The organism is Marinobacter excellens LAMA 842 (assembly GCF_001574445.1).
In the GTDB taxonomy this organism is placed as follows: Bacteria; Pseudomonadota; Gammaproteobacteria; order Pseudomonadales; family Oleiphilaceae; genus Marinobacter; species Marinobacter shengliensis.
Map to the genome: position 1 here is coordinate 22,809 of NZ_LOCO01000019.1, position 21,900 is coordinate 44,708.

Annotated in this window: 19 protein-coding genes; 15 read left to right on the forward strand and 4 right to left on the reverse strand. The window is 59.4% G+C overall.

Translation table 11 applies throughout. The features are described 5' to 3' along the window. Window positions 1-4: 4 nt before the first annotated feature. From murD to lpxC, 9 genes are all read left to right on the forward strand, one after another. Window positions 5-1,345: a UDP-N-acetylmuramoyl-L-alanine--D-glutamate ligase gene (gene murD / locus J122_RS14760; RefSeq protein WP_061333011.1), complete on the forward strand. Its 1,341-nt coding sequence runs from the start codon at window positions 5-7 to the stop codon at window positions 1,343-1,345. Further along, the gene (ftsW, locus tag J122_RS14765) at window positions 1,345-2,544 is read left to right on the forward strand and encodes a putative lipid II flippase FtsW (protein ID WP_061333012.1); all 1,200 of its coding nucleotides are present in this window, start codon (window positions 1,345-1,347) and stop codon (window positions 2,542-2,544) included. The genes murD and ftsW overlap by 1 nt, the downstream gene beginning before the upstream one ends. After that, the gene (gene murG / locus J122_RS14770) at window positions 2,537-3,622 is read left to right on the forward strand and encodes an undecaprenyldiphospho-muramoylpentapeptide beta-N-acetylglucosaminyltransferase (protein ID WP_061333013.1); all 1,086 of its coding nucleotides are present in this window, start codon (window positions 2,537-2,539) and stop codon (window positions 3,620-3,622) included. Before ftsW ends, murG begins: the two co-directional genes overlap by 8 nt. Further along, complete coding sequence (murC, locus tag J122_RS14775) at window positions 3,615-5,054, forward strand: UDP-N-acetylmuramate--L-alanine ligase (protein ID WP_058091007.1); 1,440 nt, start codon at window positions 3,615-3,617, stop codon at window positions 5,052-5,054. Before murG ends, murC begins: the two co-directional genes overlap by 8 nt. Next, complete coding sequence (locus tag J122_RS14780; protein ID WP_061333014.1) at window positions 5,051-6,028, forward strand: D-alanine--D-alanine ligase; 978 nt, start codon at window positions 5,051-5,053, stop codon at window positions 6,026-6,028. The genes murC and J122_RS14780 overlap by 4 nt, the downstream gene beginning before the upstream one ends. Next, on the forward strand, window positions 6,021-6,860 hold the full coding sequence (locus J122_RS14785) for a cell division protein FtsQ/DivIB (RefSeq protein ID WP_061333015.1): 840 nt from the start codon (window positions 6,021-6,023) through the stop codon (window positions 6,858-6,860). The genes J122_RS14780 and J122_RS14785 overlap by 8 nt, the downstream gene beginning before the upstream one ends. Window positions 6,861-6,896: 36 nt before the next feature. Beyond that, a complete protein-coding gene (gene ftsA / locus J122_RS14790; RefSeq protein WP_058091004.1) occupies window positions 6,897-8,132 on the forward strand; it encodes a cell division protein FtsA in 1,236 nt (411 codons plus the stop codon). A gap of 102 nt (window positions 8,133-8,234) precedes the next feature. Continuing rightward, complete coding sequence (gene ftsZ, locus J122_RS14795) at window positions 8,235-9,392, forward strand: cell division protein FtsZ (protein ID WP_058091003.1); 1,158 nt, start codon at window positions 8,235-8,237, stop codon at window positions 9,390-9,392. Between the two features lie 216 nt (window positions 9,393-9,608). Continuing rightward, on the forward strand, window positions 9,609-10,523 hold the full coding sequence (gene lpxC, locus J122_RS14800) for a UDP-3-O-acyl-N-acetylglucosamine deacetylase (protein ID WP_058091002.1): 915 nt from the start codon (window positions 9,609-9,611) through the stop codon (window positions 10,521-10,523). A gap of 11 nt (window positions 10,524-10,534) precedes the next feature. On the opposite strand, the gene J122_RS14805 is transcribed toward lpxC, so the two are convergent. After that, window positions 10,535-10,987, reverse strand: coding sequence for a DUF721 domain-containing protein (locus J122_RS14805; protein ID WP_061333016.1), 453 nt, complete (start codon window positions 10,985-10,987; stop codon window positions 10,535-10,537). 235 nt (window positions 10,988-11,222) lie between these two features. On the opposite strand from J122_RS14805, the gene J122_RS14810 reads away from it, so the two are divergent. The 6 genes from J122_RS14810 to ribA all read left to right on the forward strand — a co-directional run bounded on the left by J122_RS14810 (window position 11,223) and on the right by ribA (window position 18,579). Next, entirely contained in the window at window positions 11,223-12,158 is a 936-nt protein-coding gene (locus J122_RS14810) for a M23 family metallopeptidase (protein ID WP_227510226.1), read from the forward strand. An 89-nt stretch (window positions 12,159-12,247) separates the two neighbouring features. Further along, window positions 12,248-14,980: a preprotein translocase subunit SecA gene (gene secA / locus J122_RS14815; protein ID WP_061333018.1), complete on the forward strand. Its 2,733-nt coding sequence runs from the start codon at window positions 12,248-12,250 to the stop codon at window positions 14,978-14,980. A gap of 102 nt (window positions 14,981-15,082) precedes the next feature. Next, the gene (gene argJ, locus J122_RS14820; protein ID WP_061333019.1) at window positions 15,083-16,300 is read left to right on the forward strand and encodes a bifunctional glutamate N-acetyltransferase/amino-acid acetyltransferase ArgJ; all 1,218 of its coding nucleotides are present in this window, start codon (window positions 15,083-15,085) and stop codon (window positions 16,298-16,300) included. Continuing rightward, window positions 16,281-17,261: a Nudix family hydrolase gene (locus J122_RS14825; protein ID WP_061333020.1), complete on the forward strand. Its 981-nt coding sequence runs from the start codon at window positions 16,281-16,283 to the stop codon at window positions 17,259-17,261. Before argJ ends, J122_RS14825 begins: the two co-directional genes overlap by 20 nt. 91 nt (window positions 17,262-17,352) lie before the next feature. Next, window positions 17,353-17,835, forward strand: a complete 483-nt coding sequence (gene moaC / locus J122_RS14830; RefSeq protein ID WP_058090996.1) for a cyclic pyranopterin monophosphate synthase MoaC — start codon at window positions 17,353-17,355, stop codon at window positions 17,833-17,835. 132 nt (window positions 17,836-17,967) lie between these two features. Beyond that, window positions 17,968-18,579, forward strand: coding sequence for a GTP cyclohydrolase II (gene ribA / locus J122_RS14835; RefSeq protein WP_058090995.1), 612 nt, complete (start codon window positions 17,968-17,970; stop codon window positions 18,577-18,579). Window positions 18,580-18,635: 56 nt separating this feature from the next. Here the strand turns inward: ribA and dxs are convergent, their stop codons facing one another. From dxs to J122_RS14850, 3 genes are all read right to left on the reverse strand, one after another. Next, window positions 18,636-20,567 carry a 1-deoxy-D-xylulose-5-phosphate synthase gene (gene dxs / locus J122_RS14840; RefSeq protein ID WP_061333021.1) on the reverse strand — a complete coding sequence of 644 codons (1,932 nt, stop codon included), beginning with the start codon at window positions 20,565-20,567 and terminating at the stop codon, window positions 18,636-18,638. 136 nt (window positions 20,568-20,703) lie between these two features. Next, window positions 20,704-21,600, reverse strand: a complete 897-nt coding sequence (gene ispA / locus J122_RS14845) for a (2E,6E)-farnesyl diphosphate synthase (protein ID WP_061333022.1) — start codon at window positions 21,598-21,600, stop codon at window positions 20,704-20,706. Next, on the reverse strand, window positions 21,600-21,857 hold the full coding sequence (locus J122_RS14850) for an exodeoxyribonuclease VII small subunit (protein ID WP_058090992.1): 258 nt from the start codon (window positions 21,855-21,857) through the stop codon (window positions 21,600-21,602). The genes ispA and J122_RS14850 overlap by 1 nt, the downstream gene beginning before the upstream one ends. Between the last annotated feature and the right edge of the window lie 43 nt (window positions 21,858-21,900).

Genomic DNA, 21,900 nt, shown 5'->3' on the forward strand with positions numbered 1-21,900 from the left:
AGCTATGAGTGTCATTGTTTCGGATCGTCGCACATTGGTAGTAGGGCTCGGTAAAACCGGGCTCTCCTGCGTGCGCTATTTGTCCGGAACGGGCCGCGACATTGCTGTGGCTGACAGCCGGGAAAACCCGCCCGGGCTGGAAGAACTGCGCGCGGGCTGGCCGGATATACCGGTCTATCTCGGAGTGTTTGATCCCTCGTTGTTTGCCGGTTTTAACGAACTGGTGGTCAGCCCGGGTATTGCCATTGCGGAGCCAGCCATTGCCGCTGCCGCCAAAAATGGCGCTCGAGTTCGCGGTGATATTGATGTGTTTGCCGACGCGGCAGATGCGCCCATCATTGCTATCACGGGTTCCAACGGTAAGACCACGGTCACCACCCTGGTCGGGGAGATGGCCCGGGCGGCGGGACGGAACGTCAAGGTTGGCGGCAACATCGGTACGCCAGCCCTGGATCTGCTTGGTCAGGGCGCAGACCTGTATGTGCTGGAACTCTCGAGTTTTCAACTGGAAACCACCGAAGAGCTAAATGCGGAGGCTGCCACCGTACTCAACGTCAGCGACGATCACATGGACCGTTACCCCGACAAAATGGCCTATTTTCAGGCAAAACAGCGGATTTACCGGGGCTGTAAGAGTGCCATTGTGAATCTCGACGACGCCCTGAGCACTCCCATGGCCCGAGATAACCTTCGGTTCATCTGTTTTGGTTTTAATCGGGTGAACCCGGAGACGTTCAGCACCCGGGAGGACGACCAGGGAACCTGGATTACCTTCGGGTTCGACAACCTGTTGCTGGCCAGCGAACTCAAGCTGATGGGGCGGCACAACATCAGCAACGTGATGGCCGCATTGGCTCTTGGCCAGGCCGTGGGCTTGCCTATGGAGACCATGCTTGGGGTGGCACGTGAGTTTACCGGCTTGCCCCATCGCTGTGAGTTTGTCCGGCATCTGGATGGCGTTGATTACATCAATGATTCCAAAGGCACCAACGTGGGTGCCACTGTTGCCGCGATCGAAAGCCTGGCGCCGCAAGACGGCCAGGTAATCCTGATTGCCGGTGGCGATGGTAAAGGTGCCGACTTCACACCATTGGCGGAACCCGCAGCCAGATACTGCCGTGCGGTCGTATTGATGGGCCGTGATGCCGATACCATTGCCAGGTCGTTGGCCGACGGTGTTGACATCGTTAAGGCAGAGTCGCTGGCCGAGGCCGTCGAGCAAGCGCGCCGGCTGGCGCAGCCGGGCGACCGCGTGGTGTTGTCACCGGCCTGCGCCAGTTTCGACATGTTTCGGGATTACAACGATCGCGGAGACCAGTTCCGTGTGTTGGTGGAGGCCCAGTGATGCAAATGGGTGCAGCCAGTTACCGGCCACAAGCCTGGTTAGGCGATCTCCAGCCCCTGCCCGTGCTGGTGGTGACCTCCGTCGCCCTTCTGGTGTTGGGCGTGGTGATGATTTCGTCCGCTTCCATGGATATGGCAGCAGCCACCATGGGCAACAGTTATCACTATGTGATCCGGCAGGTACTGTTCGCGGCGCTCGGTTGCCTCATGGCCCTGATCGCCGTGAATGTGCCGGTGTCCTGGTGGGAGCGCAGCGGATGGCTGCTGCTGGGTATCGGCATGCTGGTTTTGGTGCTGGTGCTCACACCCATGGGGCGCACGGTCAACGGCTCAACCCGCTGGATCCCGCTGGGGCTGTTCAATGTGCAGGTATCCGAGGTGGCCAAGCTGTGCCTGATTGCCTATCTGGCCGGATACGTAGTTCGGCGCCGGAATGAATTGCTGAACACCTGGTCCGGGTTTCTGAAACCCCTGGTGGTGTTGGGCCTGGCGTCGGTGCTGCTGGTGATTCAGCCAGACTTCGGCGCCACCGTGGTGCTGGTCACCGCCGCAGCGGGCATGATCTTCCTTAGCGGCGTTCGGCTAACCCGGTTTGCTCCGTTGATCGGCATCCTGGCGTTGCTGGGAACCGTTCTGGTGGTTACCCAGCCGTATCGTCTGAAGCGGGTGGTGAGCTATCTGGATCCCTGGAAAGACCAGTTTGACACCGGGTACCAGCTTACCCAGTCCCTGATTGCTTTCGGTCGGGGCGAATGGGCCGGCGTTGGTCTGGGCAATTCGATCCAGAAGCTGTTCTATCTGCCGGAGGCACATACCGACTTCATCTTCGCCATCATCGCCGAAGAGTTTGGTTTGTTGGGCTCTCTGATTGTGCTGACATTGTTCACCGCACTGGTGGTCAGCGGGTTCGTGATCGCACGGCGGGCGGAGAATGCTGGAATGCCGTTCGCTGCGTGCTTCAGTTATGGCCTTACCCTGCTGATGGGTCTGCAGGCGGGTATCAATATGGCCGTCAGCACGGGGTTGTTGCCCACCAAGGGCCTGACGCTGCCCCTGGTGAGCTACGGCGGCTCAAGCCTGATGATGACATGCATTGGCATCGGCGTGCTGGCAAGGGTTGAAATTGAACGGCTTGATAAGGTGCGAATGAATTCAGAACAAACCAGAAAAAAAACGCGGGGAGGTGCTGTGTATGAGTAAGCCCCGTCGTTTTCTGATGATGGCTGGTGGCACCGGTGGCCACGTATTCCCCGCGCTGGCGACCGCCCGTGCGCTGCAGGACAGAGGCCACGAGGTGTTCTGGCTGGGCGCAAAGGGCGGTATGGAAGAGCGGCTGATTGGCGAGACGGATATTCCTCTGTCGCTGATTCATATTTCCGGGCTTCGTGGCAAAGGCAAACTGGCACTGGTGCTGGCACCGATCCGCTTGATGCGCGCACTGGGTGAGGCGTTCACCGTACTGCGAAAGATCAAGCCGGATTGCGTTGTGGGCATGGGTGGCTTTGTGACTGGCCCCGGTGGCATCGCTGCCTTTCTGCAGCGTGTGCCCCTGGTGATCCATGAGCAGAATGCCATCGCGGGAATGACCAACCGTTGGTTGACTCGGGTTGCGGATACGGTGCTCGAAGCCTTTCCCGGGAGCTTTGGTGCGAACGTGGTCACCCGCTGCACCGGCAACCCGGTGCGCAAAGATGTCACCGAAATCGACGAGCCGGAGCGCCGCCTCAATGGCCGGACCGGGCCGGTGCGTGTTCTGGTTGTGGGCGGCAGTTTGGGTGCCCGGGTTTTCAACCAGCAGGTACCAGCTGCACTGGCGTTGTTGCCGGAGGAACTGCGCCCGGAGGTTCGGCACCAGTGTGGTGAAAAAAATGCGCAGGAAGCCCGGGACGCCTATGAGGCTGCCAGTGTCTCGGCCAGTGTTGAACCGTTTATCCGGGACATGGCCGAAGCCTACGCCTGGGCAGATATTGTGGTGTGTCGGGCTGGAGCCCTGACGGTATCAGAACTCTGCGCCGCTGGCGTCGGGGCCGTGTTGGTCCCTTTCCCCCACGCGGTGGACGACCACCAGACCCGCAATGGCGAACACATGGTAAAAGCAGGGGCAGCCATTCTGATACCCCAGCAGATGATGACTCCGGATGTGCTGGCGGAGACCTTGAAAGATCTCGCAGGCGACCGGGAACGAATTTCGACAATGGCGACGGCCGCACGCTCACTGGCCCGCCCTGATGCAACGGAGAGAGTCGTGAATTACTGTCTGGAGGCCGCCAATGGCTGAAGTAACCAATCCGCCGCTGGTCTATCAGGTGCCCGAAATGCGCCGTATTCGCCGTATCCATTTTGTTGGTATCGGCGGTGCGGGCATGAGTGGCATCGCAGAGGTGCTCAAGAACCAGGGTTACGACGTGTCTGGGTCGGACCTGAAAGAGAGTCCGGTTACCGGCCGCCTCCGCGCCATGGGCGTAGAAGTCCAGATCGGCCATCGGGCGGAGAACAGTGAGCAGGCAGACGTCGTGGTCGTCTCTTCTGCTGTCGCTGGCGACAACCCTGAGGTGACAGCCGCCCGCAGCCGCCGCGTGCCGATCGTACCGCGAGCAGAAATGCTGGCGGAAATCATGCGCTATCGCCATGGCATTGCCATCGCTGGCACCCACGGCAAGACCACCACCACCAGCCTGATTGCCTCGATTCTTGGGGAAGCAGGCCTGGACCCGACCTTTGTCATTGGCGGCAAACTCAACAGTGCCGGTACCAATGCCCAGCTCGGTGGCTCCCGGTACCTGGTGGCAGAGGCTGACGAAAGCGATGCATCGTTCCTGCACCTGACCCCAGTGATTTCGGTGGTGACCAACATCGAAGCCGACCACATGGATACCTACGGCGGTGATGTTGAAAAACTGAAACAGACGTTCGTGGACTTTCTGCACAACCTGCCATTCTACGGCATTGCCGTGATGTGTGTGGATGACGCCTACGTGCAGGAAATCATTCCGAGGATATCCCGGGCCATCATTACCTACGGCATCGACAACCCGGATGCGGATTACCGGGCCGAGCAGATCAGTTCAGATGGTCTGAGAACCCATTTTGTTGTGCGCCGCCCAGGGAATCGCTCAGACCTGACGGTCGAGCTGAAAATGCCGGGCCGTCACAATGTTTTGAATGCTCTGGCTGCCATTGCCGTTGCCACCGATGAAGGGGTGGATGATCAGGCGATCTGCCGGGGCCTGGCAGGCTTTGCCGGTGTCGGCCGGCGCTTCCAGGTGTACGGCGAGTATCGGATTCCGCAAGGGTCGGTAACGCTGGTGGACGATTACGGGCACCATCCCACGGAAGTGGAAGCGGTTATCCGTGCCGCACGCGATGCCTGGCCTGGCCGGCGTATTGTCATGCTGTACCAGCCCCATCGCTACACCCGTACCCGGGATTTGTACGAAGACTTTGTACGTGTGTTGTCGGAACTCGATGGCCTGTTATTGATGGATGTGTATTCGGCCGGCGAGCCGGCAATACCCGGTGCCGATGGCCGTGCCCTGTGCCGGAGTATCCGGCAGCGTGGCAAGGTTGAGCCGGTGTTCGTCGAGGAAAACCGGGAAATCGAAAACCTGTTGGAAAGTGCCCTGAAAGACGGCGACCTGCTGATTACCCAGGGTGCCGGCGATATTGGTGGCGTTGCTGCACGACTGGCTGCGGCGGGAGTGAGCAAGTGAGTGATTTGAGTCATACCAACGCACAGCCCTATCAGGCATCACCGGAACTGGTGAAAGCCTTCGGGCGCGTGGCGGTCTTCATGGGGGGCGATTCCGCAGAGCGGGCGGTGTCCCTGAAGAGTGGCCAGGCTGTGTTGTCGGCGTTGCAGTCGGCCGGCGTTGATGCCTTTGGTATTGACGTGCGTGGCTGCCTGCTGAAAACCGTCGAAGCTCCGGAGTACGACCGGGTGTTTATTGCCCTGCACGGCCGGGGCGGCGAGGACGGCACCCTGCAGGCGATTCTGGGGCAGGCGGGCATTCCCTACACCGGCAGCGAGGTTTTGGCCTCGGCCCTGGCCATGGACAAGTTACGTAGCAAGTATGTATTCCAGGGCTGCGGTCTGCCAACGCCTGCATTCCGGGCCATGACCTCCGCCGCGGAGGCGGATGAGATTATCCGGAGCCTGGGCACACCGTTGAGTGTCAAGGCGGCCCACGAAGGTTCCAGTATCGGGATCTTCAAGGTTCACAATGTCGAAGAGCTGGCGGAGGCCTATCGAAAGGCAGCGGAAATCGATGATCTTGTGCTGGTGGAGCAGTGGATTGAGGGGCCGGAATTTACCGTCAGCCTGCTTCAGGACAAAGCTCTGCCGGCCATTGGCCTGAGTACAGACCATACCTTTTACGACTACGACGCCAAGTATCTGGCCGATGATACCCGGTACCGGATTCCGTGTGGCCTGGCCCCGGACGATGAAGTCCGGTTGCAGCACCTGGCGCTGGACGCCTTTCGGGTGCTCGGGTGCAGAACCTGGGGGCGGGTCGACATCATGCAGGATGCTGACGGCGAATTCTGGTTGCTGGAGGCGAACACTGTCCCTGGTATGACTGACCACAGCCTGGTGCCGATGGCCGCCAAGGCAGCAGGCATCAGCTTCGAAGAACTGGTCGTGCGGATTCTCAAGGACACGCTGCCGGAGGCGACGAATGCTTGAAACATTACTGATCCGGAGCCGGGCGGTACCGCCCGAGCCGCCCCGGCGACGGGGGGCAACCTCGGTCGGACCGGAGCGGGACCGGTTTGGTGTGTTGCGAGGGGTATTGTCGGCGGTGCCTTGGCTACAGGTGGGGCTGGGCGCAACCATTGTTCTGCTGGCGGCCATGGTGCCCTGGGCAACCGACCGGCTGCTTACCGCCATGGACCAGCAGATCATCGCGGTGGATGTGCGCGGAGACTTTGTTGGCGACAGCTCGGTGGCCGTGGAGCGTGCTGCCGGCGCCTGGATTGGCAAGAGTTACTTCGCCACCGATCTGGCGGAGGTGAAAGCCGAACTGGAACGTCGGCCGTGGGTAGCCTCGGCGGCGGTCAGGCGGGTTTGGCCAGGGCGGCTGGAGATCGACATCCGGGAGAAAAAGCCATTGGCGTATTGGACGGATGGCCGGCTGGTAAGCAGGTCAGGCGAGCTATTCCTGCCGCCAAACCCGGAAGTGGCGGGCAGATTGCCCAGGCTGGCGGGGCCGGATGAGCGGGTGCGAGAGGTGATTTCCATGGCCCGCGCCATGAGTGACCAGTTGGCCGGTTACGGGCTCGGATTTGCTGGCTTGTCCTTGGAACAACGGGGCGCCTGGACACTCACGCTGTCAAACGGCATTGAGGTGGTTTTGGGGCGTGACAAGGTCGAGCAACGTTTTGAGCGTTTTATTACGGTTTATGAGAACCGCCTGGCTTCGCGAGTGGACGAAGTCAGTCGGGTTGATGCCCGCTACTCCAACGGCGTGGCGGTGCAGTGGAAGTCGGACGTGGCAACCGCCGCGCCGAAATCCTGATAACGATTATTACGAACCTGGGGTTTGGTGAAACACATGTCATCGGTTGAAACGGAAAACATGATTGTCGGCCTGGATATCGGAACTTCCAAAGTGGTTGCGATTGTCGGCAAGCGCAAGATGGATGGAACCATCGAAGTGGTTGGTATCGGCTCACACCCGTCCCGCGGCCTCAAGCGGGGGGTGGTGGTGAATATCGAAACCACGGTTCAGGCGATCCAGCGGGCAGTGGAGGAAGCCGAGCTGATGGCTGGCTGCCGAATTCATTCGGTCTACGCAGGCATCGCGGGCAGTCATATCAAGAGCCTGAACTCCCACGGCATCGTGGCCATCCGCGACCGGGAAGTGACCCAGGCCGATATCGACCGGGTGATCGACGCGGCCCAGGCGGTTGCCATACCCGCTGATCAGAAAATCCTGCATATCCTGCCGCAGGAATTCGTGATCGATAACCAGGAAGGCATCAAGGAGCCCATGGGCATGTCTGGTGTGCGCCTGGAAGCCAAGGTGCACCTGGTGACCTGTGCGGTAAACGCGGCACAGAACATCGAGAAATGTGTGAAGCGCTGCGGCCTTGAGGTAGACGACATCATCCTTGAACAGCTGGCATCGAGCCACGCGATTCTGACCGAGGACGAAAAAGAGTTGGGTGTCTGTGTGGTGGATATCGGTGGGGGCACCACCGACATCGCGGTGTTTACCGGCGGTGCGATCCGCCATACCGCGGTGATTCCCATTGCCGGTGATCAGGTCACCAATGACATCGCCATGGCGCTGCGCACGCCAACGCAAAATGCCGAAGAGATCAAGATCAAATACGCCTGCGCGCTGACTCAGCTCGCCGGTGCCGATGAAACCATCAAGGTTCCCAGTGTCGGGGACCGGGCGCCCAGAGACCTGTCACGGCAGGCGCTGGCGGAAGTGGTGGAGCCCCGTTACGAGGAGCTGTTCACCCTGGTGCAGTCGGAGCTTCGCCGGTCGGGATTCGAAGACATGATTCCCGCAGGCATCGTGATTACGGGCGGTTCGTCCACCATGGAAGGGGTGGTGGAGCTGGCCGAAGAAATCTTCCACATGCCGGTGAGGCTGGCCTGTCCGCAGGCGGTCTCCGGCATGACCGAAGTGGTCAACAACCCGATTTACGCCACTGGTGTGGGGTTGTTGATTCATGGCTTCCGGCAAATGGATCTTGGCCGGGCGCCGGTGCTCAAAGGGGAGGATGCACCTTCCCTGATTGAGCGCATGAAAGCCTGGTTTACCGGTCACTTCTGACGGTGAATCAGCAGGTAGTACACGAAGGTATCTCGAAAAACACAAAACGATCGAATGAAACCGGTCTGGAAAGACCGGAAACAGCACGAAGGAGTAGGGGATATGTTTGAACTCGTTGATAGTGTTCAGCAAAACGCAGTTATAAAGGTTGTCGGTGTTGGCGGTGGTGGCGGTAACGCCGTTCGTCACATGCTTAACAGCGACATTGAAGGTGTGGAGTTTATCTGCGCCAACACAGACGCCCAGGCACTGAAAGACCTGGACGCCCGCCAGATTATCCAGCTTGGTGGCAATATCACCAAAGGTCTGGGTGCTGGTGCCAACCCGGAAGTGGGCCGTCAGTCTGCCCTGGAAGATCGTGACCGTATTGCCGAGGCGCTCAGCGGCTCGGATATGGTCTTTATCACCGCCGGCATGGGTGGTGGAACCGGCACCGGTGCCGCGCCTGTTGTCGCGGAAGTGGCCCGGGAGTTGGGTATTCTGACCGTTGCCGTGGTCACCAAGCCGTTCCAGTTTGAGGGTGGCAAGCGTATGAGCGTGGCCGAGTCCGGCCTGAAAGAGCTGGGCGAGAGCGTTGATTCACTGATCACCATCCCGAACGAGAAGCTGTTGGCGGTCATGGGAAAGAAGACCAGCCTGCTGGACGCCTTTGCCTCCGCCAACGACGTGTTGCTGGGCGCGGTTCAGGGTATCGCTGACCTGATCACCCGCAACGGTATGATCAACGTTGACTTTGCCGATGTTAAAACCGTGATGTCCGAAATGGGCAACGCAATGATGGGTACCGGCCGGGCCACCGGCGAGAACCGCGCCCGTGAAGCCGCTGAGGCCGCCGTTCGCAGCCCGCTGCTGGAAGACATCAACCTGCAGGGCGCCAAGGGCATCCTGGTCAACATTACCGCCGGCATGGATCTGAACCTGGGCGAATTCTCCGAGGTTGGCGACATCGTTCGTGAATTTGCTTCAGACGCCGCCACGGTGGTGGTGGGCACGGTTATCGATCCGGAAATGACCGACGAGCTCAAGGTCACCGTGGTGGCGACGGGTCTCGGCGGTGAACGTGAGAAGCCCACCAAGGTGGTGGACAACTCACGCACACTGGACGGCAAGACCGATTACAACCAGTTGGATCGGCCTGCTGTGCTGCGTCGTCGTGCGGTTTCGCAGGGCAATGTGGCGCTGGACCAGAGCAAAGAAAGCGAAGAGCAGGGCGTGGACTATCTCGATATTCCCGCATTCCTTCGCCGGCAGGCTGATTGATAATCTGTCTCACCTGTGTTCGGGGGTATCGGTTTCAACGCAGTCAGATGGAACCTTTAGTCCGGAATAAACGTGAGCTGGTTGGCCATAGCGGATGACTATTGCAATTTTTAAGTAAAGTCATGTTGGCTAAATGGTACTCAGTCTTGAATTCTGATATTCTCCGGGCAGTTTTTTGCTCAGAATATCGACTTTTTGTGACGGAATGATGAACCGATGATCAGACAACGGACACTCAAAAATACCATCCGTGCGACCGGTATCGGCCTGCACTCAGGGGAAAAGGTTTACCTGACCCTGAAGCCGGCTCCGGTTGATACGGGCATCATCTTCCGCCGTACGGACCTCGACCCAATGGTTGAGATCCGGGCATGCGCGGAAAATGTAGGTGAGACCATGCTGTCCACGACGCTGGTAAATGACGGTGTCCGTGTGGCGACCGTAGAGCATTTGCTCTCAGCCATGGCTGGTCTTGGCATTGACAACTGCTATGTCGAACTGAGCGCGGCGGAAGTGCCGATTATGGATGGTTCAGCTGGGCCGTTCGTATTCCTGCTGCAGTCTGCCGGCATTTCCGAACAGGATGCCGCCAAGCGGTTTATCCGCATCAAGCGGGAAGTCACCATCGAAGAAGGTGACAAGAAAGCGACCTTCCTGCCGTTTGAAGGCTTCAAGGTCAGCTTCGGTATCGACTTTGACCATCCTGTGTTCAAGGGTCGTGCCCAGACCGCAACGGTGGATTTCTCCAGCACGTCTTTTGTGAAGGAAGTCTCCCGTGCCCGTACCTTCGGGTTCATGCGCGATATCGAGAAGCTGCGTGCGATGAACCTGGCGCTGGGTGGCAGCGTGGACAATGCCATTGTGGTCGACGACTACAAGATCCTTAACGAAGATGGCCTTCGTTATGACGATGAGTTCGTCAAGCACAAGGTTCTGGACGCGATCGGCGATCTCTACCTGCTGGGCAACAGCCTGATCGGTGAGTTCCGCGGTATCAAATCCGGTCACGACTTGAATAATAAGCTGCTGCGCAAGCTCAGGGCGGAAGAAGACGCATGGGAAGTGGTGACCTTCGATGATGAAGCCACTGCTCCTATCTCTTACATGAAACCTGTGCTCGCGGTGGGTTAAGGCCGGAAGCCTTAATCCCGGACGTGGCTTGCGAGTTTTTCGAGAACCTCGCGTAGTGCTTTATCCTTCGTGTGCCCGGCTTCCTCTTTGAGGAGCCGGGCATTTTCTTTGCTGAGGGGCGTCATTTTCGCCTCCGGTTTGTCCCGGTACCTCAAGGGTGACACCTTGATGCGAACCTTCCAGACAAACCTGAACAACTCCTGCTCCCGCAGCTTTTCCATGATCTCGTGTTGCCGGAACCGTAACCGGGTAGCCTTGCTGGCGTTGTCGGTGGCCAGCACCAGTTCTCCGTCGGTACAGCTGACAAAACGCGTGCCGTCTGCCAGCTCCTCCGGAACCGCGTCGAGCACCAGTTGTTCCGCCTGCTGGTGAAGCTCGGCTTTGGTCAGCAGGGCTTTCAGAGTAGAGCCGGGGCTGGAAGCCACTTTGCCAAAGATCATTTTTTGGTCATTTTTTTTGCTCATAACCGGCTTTTTTCTCGACGGGACTGTTTACGATTGGTTACACTTCGGCACGCTTTGTGCGTAGCGCTGATAACACACTCGTTTTACATTGTGGGTAATGAGTATGTCTACCGGGCGCTGCGATTTATCAGTACGTAGTTGTTGCCAAGGATAGCAGAACCGCTCGGATATTTATTTCCGGGCCGCAGCACTACAGGGACAGGTATGCGGCTCTTCAATGAAATCGAATGACGATATGAACGTAATATTCGTTGGCAAACGCCACGGCCGTTCCCGGGCAATCGCGCTCAACGCCGGTATTGTTGCAGCTCTGGTGTTTACTGTGCTGGCGCTGCTGTTGGCGGCTGGCTGGGCGGGTTATCAGGTGGCCGTGGCAAAGGCGGAAGCCAAAAAGCCCACAGAGACCGAACTGGTATCTACCTGGCAAGACAAGCTTCAGGAGCAACGGGCCGAGGTGACGCGGGTTCGGGAGAACGTGCAGCAGCAGGTGGACGCTTTGACACTCCGGCTTGGTGATATCCAGGGGCGGCTTCTGCGACTGGATGCCCTTGGTCAGCGCTTCGTTGAGTCCGGGCTGGTGGCCAGCGATGAATTCAACTTTGATCAGCCGGCGGCTGTTGGTGGCCCCGAAGACGGTATGGGTGGTGAGTCCTACAGTGCCCCTGAGTTGACCGATATGATCGAGCAATTGGAGCGCACGCTGGATGATCGTGAAAAGCAGCTGCGATTGCTTGATAAGGTGGCGTCCCGCAACAAGCTCGAAGACGAGCTGTATCTGCAGGGCCGTCCCATTACCTGGGGTTGGTTGTCGTCCCCTTACGGATACCGTACCGACCCCTTCACTGGCAAGCGCCGCTGGCATGCCGGAGTGGATCTGGCGGGTAAGGAAGGCAGTGATATCATCACTGTCGGTGCCGGCGTTGTGACCTTTGCCGGTGACCGCTTTGGCTACGGCAATCTGGTTGAGGTAGATCACGGCGACGGGCTGGTTACCCGTTATGCCCACGCCAAGACCATCAAGGTCGAAATCGGTGATGTGGTCCAGAAAGGGCAGGTTGTGGCACTGATGGGAAGCACCGGCCGGTCTACTGGCCCCCACGTGCATTTTGAAGTGATCCGCAATGGCAAGTCCGAAAATCCTGAGAAATATATCCAGCGCGCAAGCCGCTGATTCCATTCCCGTGAACCCCACCTTTTGTCCTGTCGCCAAATAAGGTTAGAATGCCGGCTTCCTCCGTTTAACTGAAGAAGCAGTGGTCTATGTTCACAAAGCTTGCAACGAAGATGTTCGGCAGTAAAAACGCCAGAGAAATCAAGCGGATGCGCAAAACCGTTACGCGCATCAATCAACTTGAAGAGGCGCTGGGCGGGTTGTCGGACACCGAGTTGCAGGGCAAGACCGCTGAATTCCGCCGGCGTCTTGATGAGGGCGAAGCCCTGGATGCCCTGCTGCCCGAAGCCTTTGCCACCGTTCGCGAGGCCAGCCGCCGGGTGATGGGCATGCGTCATTACGACGTACAGCTGATTGGTGGTATGACCCTGCACGAAGGCCGCATTGCCGAGATGAAGACCGGTGAGGGTAAAACCCTGGTGGCCACCGCAGCGGTTTATCTCAACGCATTGCCCGGCAAGGGCGTTCACGTTGTAACCGTCAACGATTACCTGGCAAGCCGTGATGCCGAGTGGATGGGCAAGCTGTATCGCTTCCTTGGCCTGACCATTGGCGTGGTCGTTGCTGGCCAGCCACCGGAAGAGAAGCGCGCCGCCTACCAGGCGGATATCACCTACGGTACCAACAACGAATTCGGCTTTGACTACCTGCGCGATAACATGGCCTTCAGTATTGATGACAAGGTTCAGCGCGGTCTCAACTTTGCCATCGTGGATGAGGTGGATTCCATCCTGATCGACGAAGCCCGTACCCCGCTGATTATTTCCGGTGCTGCCGAAGATTCCTCGAAGCTCTATCAGGCCATCAATACGCTGATTCCGGGCCTTGAAAAAGGCGAGGTCAGTGAATCCGGAGAAAGCTCCGGCGACTTTACCATCGACGAAAAGTCACGCCAGGTAGAGCTCACCGAGGCCGGTCATGAGAAGGTTGAAGAATTGCTTCTGGAGCGAGGCCTGCTGCAAGAGGGCGAAAGCCTGTACTCGGCAGCCAACCTGAGCCTGCTGCACCACGTTCATTCAGCCCTGCGGGCTCATCACCTGTTCCAGAAGGATGTCGACTATATCGTTCAGGGCGGTCAGGTGGTGATCGTTGATGAACACACCGGCCGGACCATGCCGGGCCGCCGCTGGAGCGAAGGCCTGCACCAGGCCATCGAGGCGAAAGAAGGCCTGAAGATCCAGGCCGAGAGCCAGACCCTGGCATCGACCACCTTCCAGAACTATTTCCGTCTGTACGACAAGTTGGCCGGCATGACCGGTACGGCCGATACCGAAGCCTTCGAATTCCGCCAGATCTACGGTCTGGACGTGGTGGTGATTCCGCCCAACAAACCCATTCAGCGGATTGACTATAACGACCTGGTGTACCTGACCCAGGAAGAAAAGTTCCACGCCATCATTGATGAGATCAAGGATGTCACTGGTGAAGGCCGGCCTATCCTGGTGGGTACCGCATCCATCGAGGCCTCCGAGCTGCTGTCCATGCTGCTCAAGAAGGCCCGCATTGAGCACAAGATCCTCAACGCCAAGCAGCATGACTCTGAGGCACTGATCATTGCCCAGGCGGGCCGCCCCGGCGCGGTGACGATTGCAACCAACATGGCCGGTCGTGGTACGGACATTGTGTTGGGCGGTAACTGGGAATACGAAGTGGCCGCCCTGGATAATCCGTCCGAGGAAGAAGTCGCCCGCATGAAGGCGGAGTGGACCGAACGCCACAATCAGGTGCTGGATGCCGGTGGTCTGCATATTATTGGTACCGAGCGTCACGAATCCCGGCGGATCGACAACCAGTTACGGGGCCGTGCCGGCCGTCAGGGCGATCCGGGTTCTTCCCGTTTCTTCCTGTCGCTGGAAGATAACCTGATGCGGATCTTCGCGCCTGAGCGGGTGAAGAACCTGATGCAGGCCATGGGTATGAAAAAGGGTGAGGCCATCGAGCATCGGATGGTTACCAACGCCATCGAGAAATCCCAGCGCAAGGTGGAAGGTCGTAACTTCGACATGCGTAAAACCCTGCTGGAATACGATGACGTAGCCAACGATCAGCGCACGGTGATTTACGACCAGCGTAACGAGGTGATGGCGTCTGACGACATCTCCGAGATGGTCGACACCATTCGCAGCGATGTGGTTGACGCGATGGTCAGCGAGTTTATTCCGCCCCAGAGCATGCCGGAACAGTGGGATGTGGCCGGGCTGGAAGCGCAGCTGCAGTCGGAAATGGCCATTGATCTGCCGATTCAACAGTGGCTGGACGAAGACAGCAAACTGTATGAGGAAAACCTGCGCCAGAAGATTCTTGACGCCATCGTCACCGAATATAAGGCGAAAGAAGAGATTGCCGGCGCAGAACCCATGCGCAAGTTCGAGAAACAGGTGTTCCTGCAGGTGCTCGACACCCTGTGGAAAGAGCATTTGTCGAACATGGACCACCTGCGCCGCGGTATCCACCTGCGTGGTTACGCTCAGAAGAACCCGAAACAGGAATACAAGCGCGAAGCCTTCAACCTGTTTGAGACCATGCTGGACACCATGAAGCGTGACGTCACCCGTGTGTTGTGCCATGTCCGGGTTCAGAGTCGCGAAGAGATGGAAGAGATTGAGCGCCGCCGCAAGGAAGAGCTGGAGCGGGAAATGGCCCGGGCCAAGTTGCGTCACGATCAGACCAGTGCCACCCAGGGTGAGGATGATGGCCAGGGTAACCAGGCCCAGGGCACCCCGGAAACTTTCGTTCGCCAGGAGCGCAAGGTAGGGCGAAACGAGCCGTGTCCCTGCGGGTCTGGCAAGAAGTACAAGCAGTGTTGCGGTAAGGTCAGCTAAAACCTGAGCAGCAACCTCGGCACCAGAACCCGCAATCGGCCAGTGTATGGGCGGTATGCGGGTTTTGTCGTTTACAGTTTCGGATAAATTCAGGAGGCAGGCATGGCGGTAGGTCCCGGAACCTTACCCGAGTTTTACCCGGTGGCGGGTATCAAGGTGGGGATTGCGAGTGCGGGTATCAAAAAGCCCGGGCGTAAAGACATAGTGGTGTTCGAGTTGGTGCCGGAGGCAAGGGTAGCGGGCATATTTACCCGTAATCAGTTCTGCGCGGCTCCTGTGGTACTCAGCCGGAAACACTTGGCCCAGGGCGCACCCCGCTACCTGCTGATCAACACCGGCAATGCCAACGCCGGTACCGGAGAGCGGGGTATGGCCGACGCCCTGCGTTGTTGTGAGGCGCTGGCCGCCGAAGCGAGCGTCAGCCCTGACGCGGTGTTGCCGTTCTCAACCGGTGTGATCGGTGAGCCCCTGCCGGTCGACAAGATTATCAAGGCGCTGCCGGAAGCCCTGGCCAATACCCGGGAAGACCGCTGGGCGGAAGCCGCCAGTGGCATCATGACCACCGACACCCGGCCCAAGGGGGCGTCTGTGCGGGTGGACCTGGGTGGCCATGCGGTGACCATTTCCGGCATCAGCAAGGGCGCGGGCATGATCCGGCCAAACATGGCCACCATGCTCGGGTTTATCGCCACCGACGCCCGCATTGCACCCGACGTGCTGCAGTCATTGGCGTCGGAGCTGGGCGAGAAGTCGTTCAACCGGATTACCATTGATGGCGATACCTCCACCAACGATGCCTGCATGTTGATGGCCAGTGGCCAGTACGACGGGCCGGAAATTACCGCAGGCAGCCCGCACCTGCCGGCGTTGAGAGAAGCCCTTCGCCAGGTATACCTGGACCTGGCCCATGCCATTGTCCGGGACGGTGAGGGTGCCACCAAGTTTGTCACCATCGACGTCAGCGGTGCTGCCAGCCAGCAGGAGGCGCTGGATGTGGCCTATACCGTCGCGCACTCGCCGCTGGTGAAGACCGCGCTGTTTGCCTCGGACCCGAATTGGGGCCGGATTCTGGCGGCGGTGGGGCGCGCGGGCGTGCCGGACCTGGACCTGGGCTCTTTGGAAATCTATCTGGGGGATGTCTGCCTGGTGCGCAACGGTGGCCGTGCCGATGATTACTCCGAGGACCGGGGTCAGCGGGTAATGAGCCAGGAAGAAATCACCATTGCCATCGACCTCAAGCGCGGTAGCGTCCAGGAAACCGTGTGGACCTGTGACTTCTCCCACGACTATGTGACCATCAATGCCGAATACCGTACCTGAGCCTGAGACCCTGGCGGGGAAGAAGCAGATCCACGTTGCCGTCGCCGTCATTATCCGTGACGGCCGGGTTCTGATTGCTCGCCGTCCGGATCACGTGCATCAGGGCGGACTGCTGGAGTTCCCGGGTGGCAAGGTGGAGCCGGGGGAGACCGTACAGCAGGCCCTGGTTCGGGAGATTGCCGAGGAAACCGGCCTGCAGGTACCCCTGGCCAGCCTGGAGCCGGTGATCGGTATCCGCCACGACTACGGTGACAAACAAGTGTTCCTGGATGTCTGGAAAACCTCGGGGGCCGAGGGGCAGCCAGAGGGCCGGGAAGGGCAGCCGATCAGTTGGCTGCGCCCGTGCGAGCTCGCCGATGCGGATTTCCCTGCCGCCAACCGCCCGATCATCAGGGCACTCAATTTACCGCAGCGCCTGGCTATTGTTGGCCCCATGGCATCCTGGCAGGACGGTATCAGCCGGCTGGAACGGTCGATTGGCGGGATGGCGGGGCAGCTGGTTGTGCTTCGGGCGCCTCAATTACCGGATAACGATTACCTGAAACTGGCGGCAGAGGCTTTGCCGATCTGTTCCGGTGCCGGCGTCGGACTGGTTTTGCATGGCCATCCGCGTTTGCTGGGTGCGTTTCCGAAAGCTGCCGGCCTGCACCTGCCCTGGCGTGAGGCTCAGGCGCTCTCAAGGCGTCCTGTGCCGGCCGATCGATGGCTGGGTGTGTCGTGCCATGACCAGGGCCAGCTGCACCATGCGGCGGCCCTGGGTGCGGATTACGCGACGCTGGGCCCGGTGTTGGAAACGTCCACCCATCCGGGGCAACCCGGAATGGGCTGGGGGCAGTTCGAATCCCTGGTGGCCAATGCCAGGCTTCCAGTCTACGGGCTGGGGGGGCTGACGCCAGGTCATGAAACACTGTGTCGTGAGCGGGGCGGCCAGGGCATTGCCGGCATCGGATTCTGGTGGTGAGCCGCTGGCGGAGATTACGGATTTCCGCCGGCATCAGTCTGTGCAACAGTAGTTAATCAGTGACAGATCAAAAACGAGCGGGGAGTGCAGCGTGAGCAAGTTGACCCATCTGGATGATAAGGGCGAAGCCCGAATGGTGGATGTGACGAGCAAGGCCGTCACCGAGCGGGAGGCCCGGGCGGAAGCAACCATCCGCATGGCGCCGGAAACCCTGCGAATGATCATTGATGGTGAGCATCCCAAGGGAGATGTGCTGGCTACTGCCCGTATTGCCGGCATCATGGCGGCCAAGAAGACCCATGACCTGATTCCCCTGTGCCATGCCCTGAATCTGACATCGGTGAAAGTGGAGTTGTCCCCGGGGGCGGATGGCGCCTCGGTGCATATCCTTACCCGCTGCAAGCTGTCGGGGCAGACCGGTGTCGAGATGGAGGCGCTTACGGCTGCCAGTGTTGCCGCGTTGACCCTGTACGACATGTGCAAAGCCGTTGATAAGGCGATGGTGGTGGATGGTGTGCGGCTGCTGGAAAAGAAGGGTGGCCGCTCGGGACACTGGCGCGCGCCGGAACAATGATCTGCTCTCTGGCCTTGGCCGTACTCTTTCCGACCACACTGTATTCGGAGAGTAAACGTGCCAACACTACGCCAGGCAAGCAGCCGCATGATAGAATGCCCGCCCAATTTGTCAGAACCACGAGGAAATACAGTGGCTGTTCGTTACATTGAGACCTGCCGTTTGCCCACCCCCTTCGGTGTGTTCGACATGCACGGCTTTGAGGAGCCGGACACCGGAAAGGAGCATGTGGCACTAACGCTGGGCGATATTGATAGCGATGAGCCTCTGCTGGCACGTACTCATTCCGAATGCCTGACCGGCGATGCCCTGTACAGCATGCGTTGTGATTGCGGGTATCAGCTGGAAGAAGCATTGCGCAGCATTGCCCGCGAAGGTCGTGGCATTCTGATGTATCTGCGCCAGGAAGGCCGTGGCATCGGGTTGCTGAACAAGATTCGCGCCTACCGGTTGCAGGATCAGGGCGCAGATACCGTAGAGGCCAACGAGCGGCTGGGTTTTGGTGCGGATTTGCGGGACTACAGCATGTGCAAGGACATGCTCGAGCACCTGGGGATTCGAAGCCTGAAGCTGATGACCAATAACCCCAGGAAGGTCAAGGCGTTGGAGTCTTACGGAATTCAGATTTCGGAGCGTGTTCCCCTGCACGTGGGTCGCAACCCGCACAACGAACACTACCTCAATACCAAGCAAAGCAAGCTCGGCCACTGGCTCGAGACTCATCAGGATGACGACCCGGCCTGATTGAGCCGGCTGGCAGAGTCGGCTGATAGCACGGCTGTGCTATCAGCCAGCAGTGATCACTTGATGGCGGTCAGGGCGGCGTTACCGAGGCGGTCAATCCGACTTGCGATGGCGCTACGGATACCTTCCGGGTCCAGCCCGCATTCCTTGAGCAATTCCCCGTGCTTGCCATGGTCGACGAAGCGGTCAGGCAAGCCCAGCTGCAGCACCGGCAGCATCACTTCCCGTTTATTCAGGCATTCGGTCACTGCGCTACCGGCACCGCCAGCCACAACGTTCTCTTCCAGCGTTACCAGCAGGTCGTGTTGTTCGGCCAGTTCCAGTACCAGGCTCTCATCCAGCGGTTTGACGAAGCGCATATCGGCCACGGTGGCATTCAGGCTGTCGGCCGCCTCCAGGGCAGAGCCCAGAAGAGTGCCAAAGTTAAGTATGGCCACCCGAGTGCCCTCTCGGACAACGCGACCCTTGCCGAGGGGTAGAGCCGTCAGTGTCTGCTGGATTTCGGCACCGGGGCCGGTGCCCCGGGGGTACCGCACGGCAGCTGGGCCATGGTATTGAAGACCGGTGTGCAGGAGCTGGCGGGTTTCGTTTTCATCTGAGGGGGTCATCACCACCATTTTCGGGATGCAGCGAAGATAGCTTATGTCGAACGCGCCGGCATGGGTCGGGCCGTCTTCGCCCACCAGCCCCGCCCGGTCGATGGCAAACAGCACGTCCAGATCCTGGATGGCAACGTCGTGAATCAGTTGGTCATAGCCCCGTTGCAGAAATGTGGAATAGATTGCCACGACGGGTTTGGCACCGTCACAGGCCAGTCCAGCGGCCAGGGTGACCGCGTGCTGCTCTGCGATAGCTACGTCAAAGTAGCGGTCCGGGAAACGCTCCGAGAACGCCAGCAGGTCTGAGCCCTCGCACATCGCGGGGGTGATGCCGACCACGCGCTCATCCTGCTCCGCGGCATCGCACAGCCATTGCCCGAAGACGTTGGCGTATTTCGGTTTGGCCTGCTTCGGTTTGACCGGCTCCGGCTTGCTCGGTGGCACGGGTTCAATCTTGTTGATGGCGTGATAGCCAATGGGGTCCGCCTCTGCGGGCGCAAAGCCCTTGCCTTTGGTGGTCACCACATGCAGGAACTGCGGGCCGTCCAGCTCCCGGATGTTCTCCAGGGTTTCAACCAGCAATGGCAGATCGTGGCCATCAATGGGGCCGATGTAGTTGAAGCCCAGTTCCTCGAACAGCGTGCCCGGGGCAATCATGCCCTTGAAGTGTTCTTCGGTTTTCTTCGCCAGCGCCATCAGGTGTGGGGTGCTTTTCAGCACTTTCTTGCTGCTGTCCCGAACCTGGTTGTAGGTTCGGCTGGCCAGCAGCTTGGCAAAATAGTTGGACAACCCGCCCACGTTGCGGGAGATCGACATGTCATTATCGTTCAGGATAACCAACATATCGGCGTGCAGGTGGCCGGCGTGGTTCAGGGCCTCAAAGGCCATACCGGCGGTCATGGCGCCGTCGCCAATCACCGCGATGCTCTTGCGCCCGGTATTCTGCATGCGGGCTGCAATGGCCATGCCCAGTGCGGCGCTGATGGAGGTGCTGGAGTGGCCAACACCGAAGGTGTCGTATTCACTTTCCGCCCGTTTCGGGAACCCGGCCAGGCCATCCTTGCGGCGGATGCTGCCCATCTGTTCCCGGCGCCCGGTCAGAATCTTGTGGGGGTAGGCCTGGTGGCCTACATCCCAGACCAGCCGATCTTCGGGGGTATTGAAGACATAGTGCAGGGCGACGGTCAGTTCCAGAACGCCCAGGCCGGCACCAAAGTGGCCGCCGGTCTGGCCGACAGACCAGAGCAGGAAAGCCCGGAGTTCTCTGGCCAGTTGTGGAAGATCTTCCTCGGGCAGGGTGCGCAGCTGGGCGGGCACGTCAATCCGGTCAAGAATGGGCGTGTTGGGCCGCTGCGACGGGATTTCCCTGAAAATGTATGTGTCCTGCATCAGCTCGGGTCTTTATCGGAATATGGATTCTATGACTGGCATTATAAGGGAACAGGGAGGTGTGTTTCACACTTCCCGGGCCAGATGTTACAAAACGGTGTCGTCAGGCCGGCCGATTCTTGTTTGTCAGCGCGGTTCAGTGGCTTCTGGCCACCACATAATCGGCCATGGCCCTAAGCACCTCGGCTTCTTCGCCGAAACTGTCCAGGGCACTTTGGGCCTGATCCAGCAGCTTCTCAAGGTGTTCCCTGGCACCGGAAACACCCAGCAGGGCCGGATAGGTGGGTTTCTCCCTGGCGGCGTCCGAGCCCTGCCGCTTTCCGATGATTTCGGTATCGCCTTCAATATCCAGCAGGTCATCCTGCACCTGGAACGCCAGGCCCAGGGCGCTGGCAAAATCAGACAGGGCGGCCAGTTGTTGATCTGTGACCGAACCGGACGTCAGCGCGCCCAGGCGAACACTGGCTTCGATCAGGGCGCCGGTTTTATGGCGATGCATGGACTCAAGCTGTTCTATGGTCAGTTGTCGGCCAACCGATTCCAGATCAATGGCCTGGCCACCAACCATGCCCTGATGTCCGCTGGCGGTCGCCAGCTCCCGAATCATTGCGATGCGTTGTTGGTCTGACAGCTCCGGGGCCTCCGCCAGAAGTGCAAAGGCCAGTGTTTGCAGCGCATCGCCGGCCAGTATGGCGCTGGCCTCATCAAACGCGATGTGAACGGTTGGTCGGCCACGCCGAAGGTCGTCGTCATCCATGGCGGGCAGGTCGTCGTGCACCAGGGAATAGGCGTGCACCAGTTCCAGCGCACAGGCGGGGGCCAGCGCCGCCAATGGATCGGCGCCGATGGCGCGGGCCGCGGCCAGGCACAGTGCCGGGCGAACGCGCTTGCCACCGCCCAGAACGCTGTAGCGCATGGCCTCATCCAGCCTGGGTGAGGCGGCGCCATCGCGAATAGAGCGTTCCAGTGCCTGGTCAATCTGCTGGCGGGATTGCTCCAGAAATTCCAGAGCCAGGGACAGGCGCTCACTCATCAGTTGGCATCATCCGCTGAAAAGGGACGGGTCTCCAGGGAGCCATCGCTGTTCTGAACCAGCTGTTCAACACGCTGTTCGGCGGTTTTCAGGGCGGTCTGGCATTCTCGGGTGAGCTTTACGCCCCGTTCGAAGGCTGCCAGTGACTGCTCCAGCGAAAGCTCTCCCTGCTCAAGATCGCGAACCAATCGCTCAAGTTCGTCCAGGGATTTTTCAAAGTCGGCAATGGATGTGCTGCTGTTATTCTCACCGGCCATGGGCGACCTCCGGTCAGGTGTTTCGGAAATTGCGCGGATTATA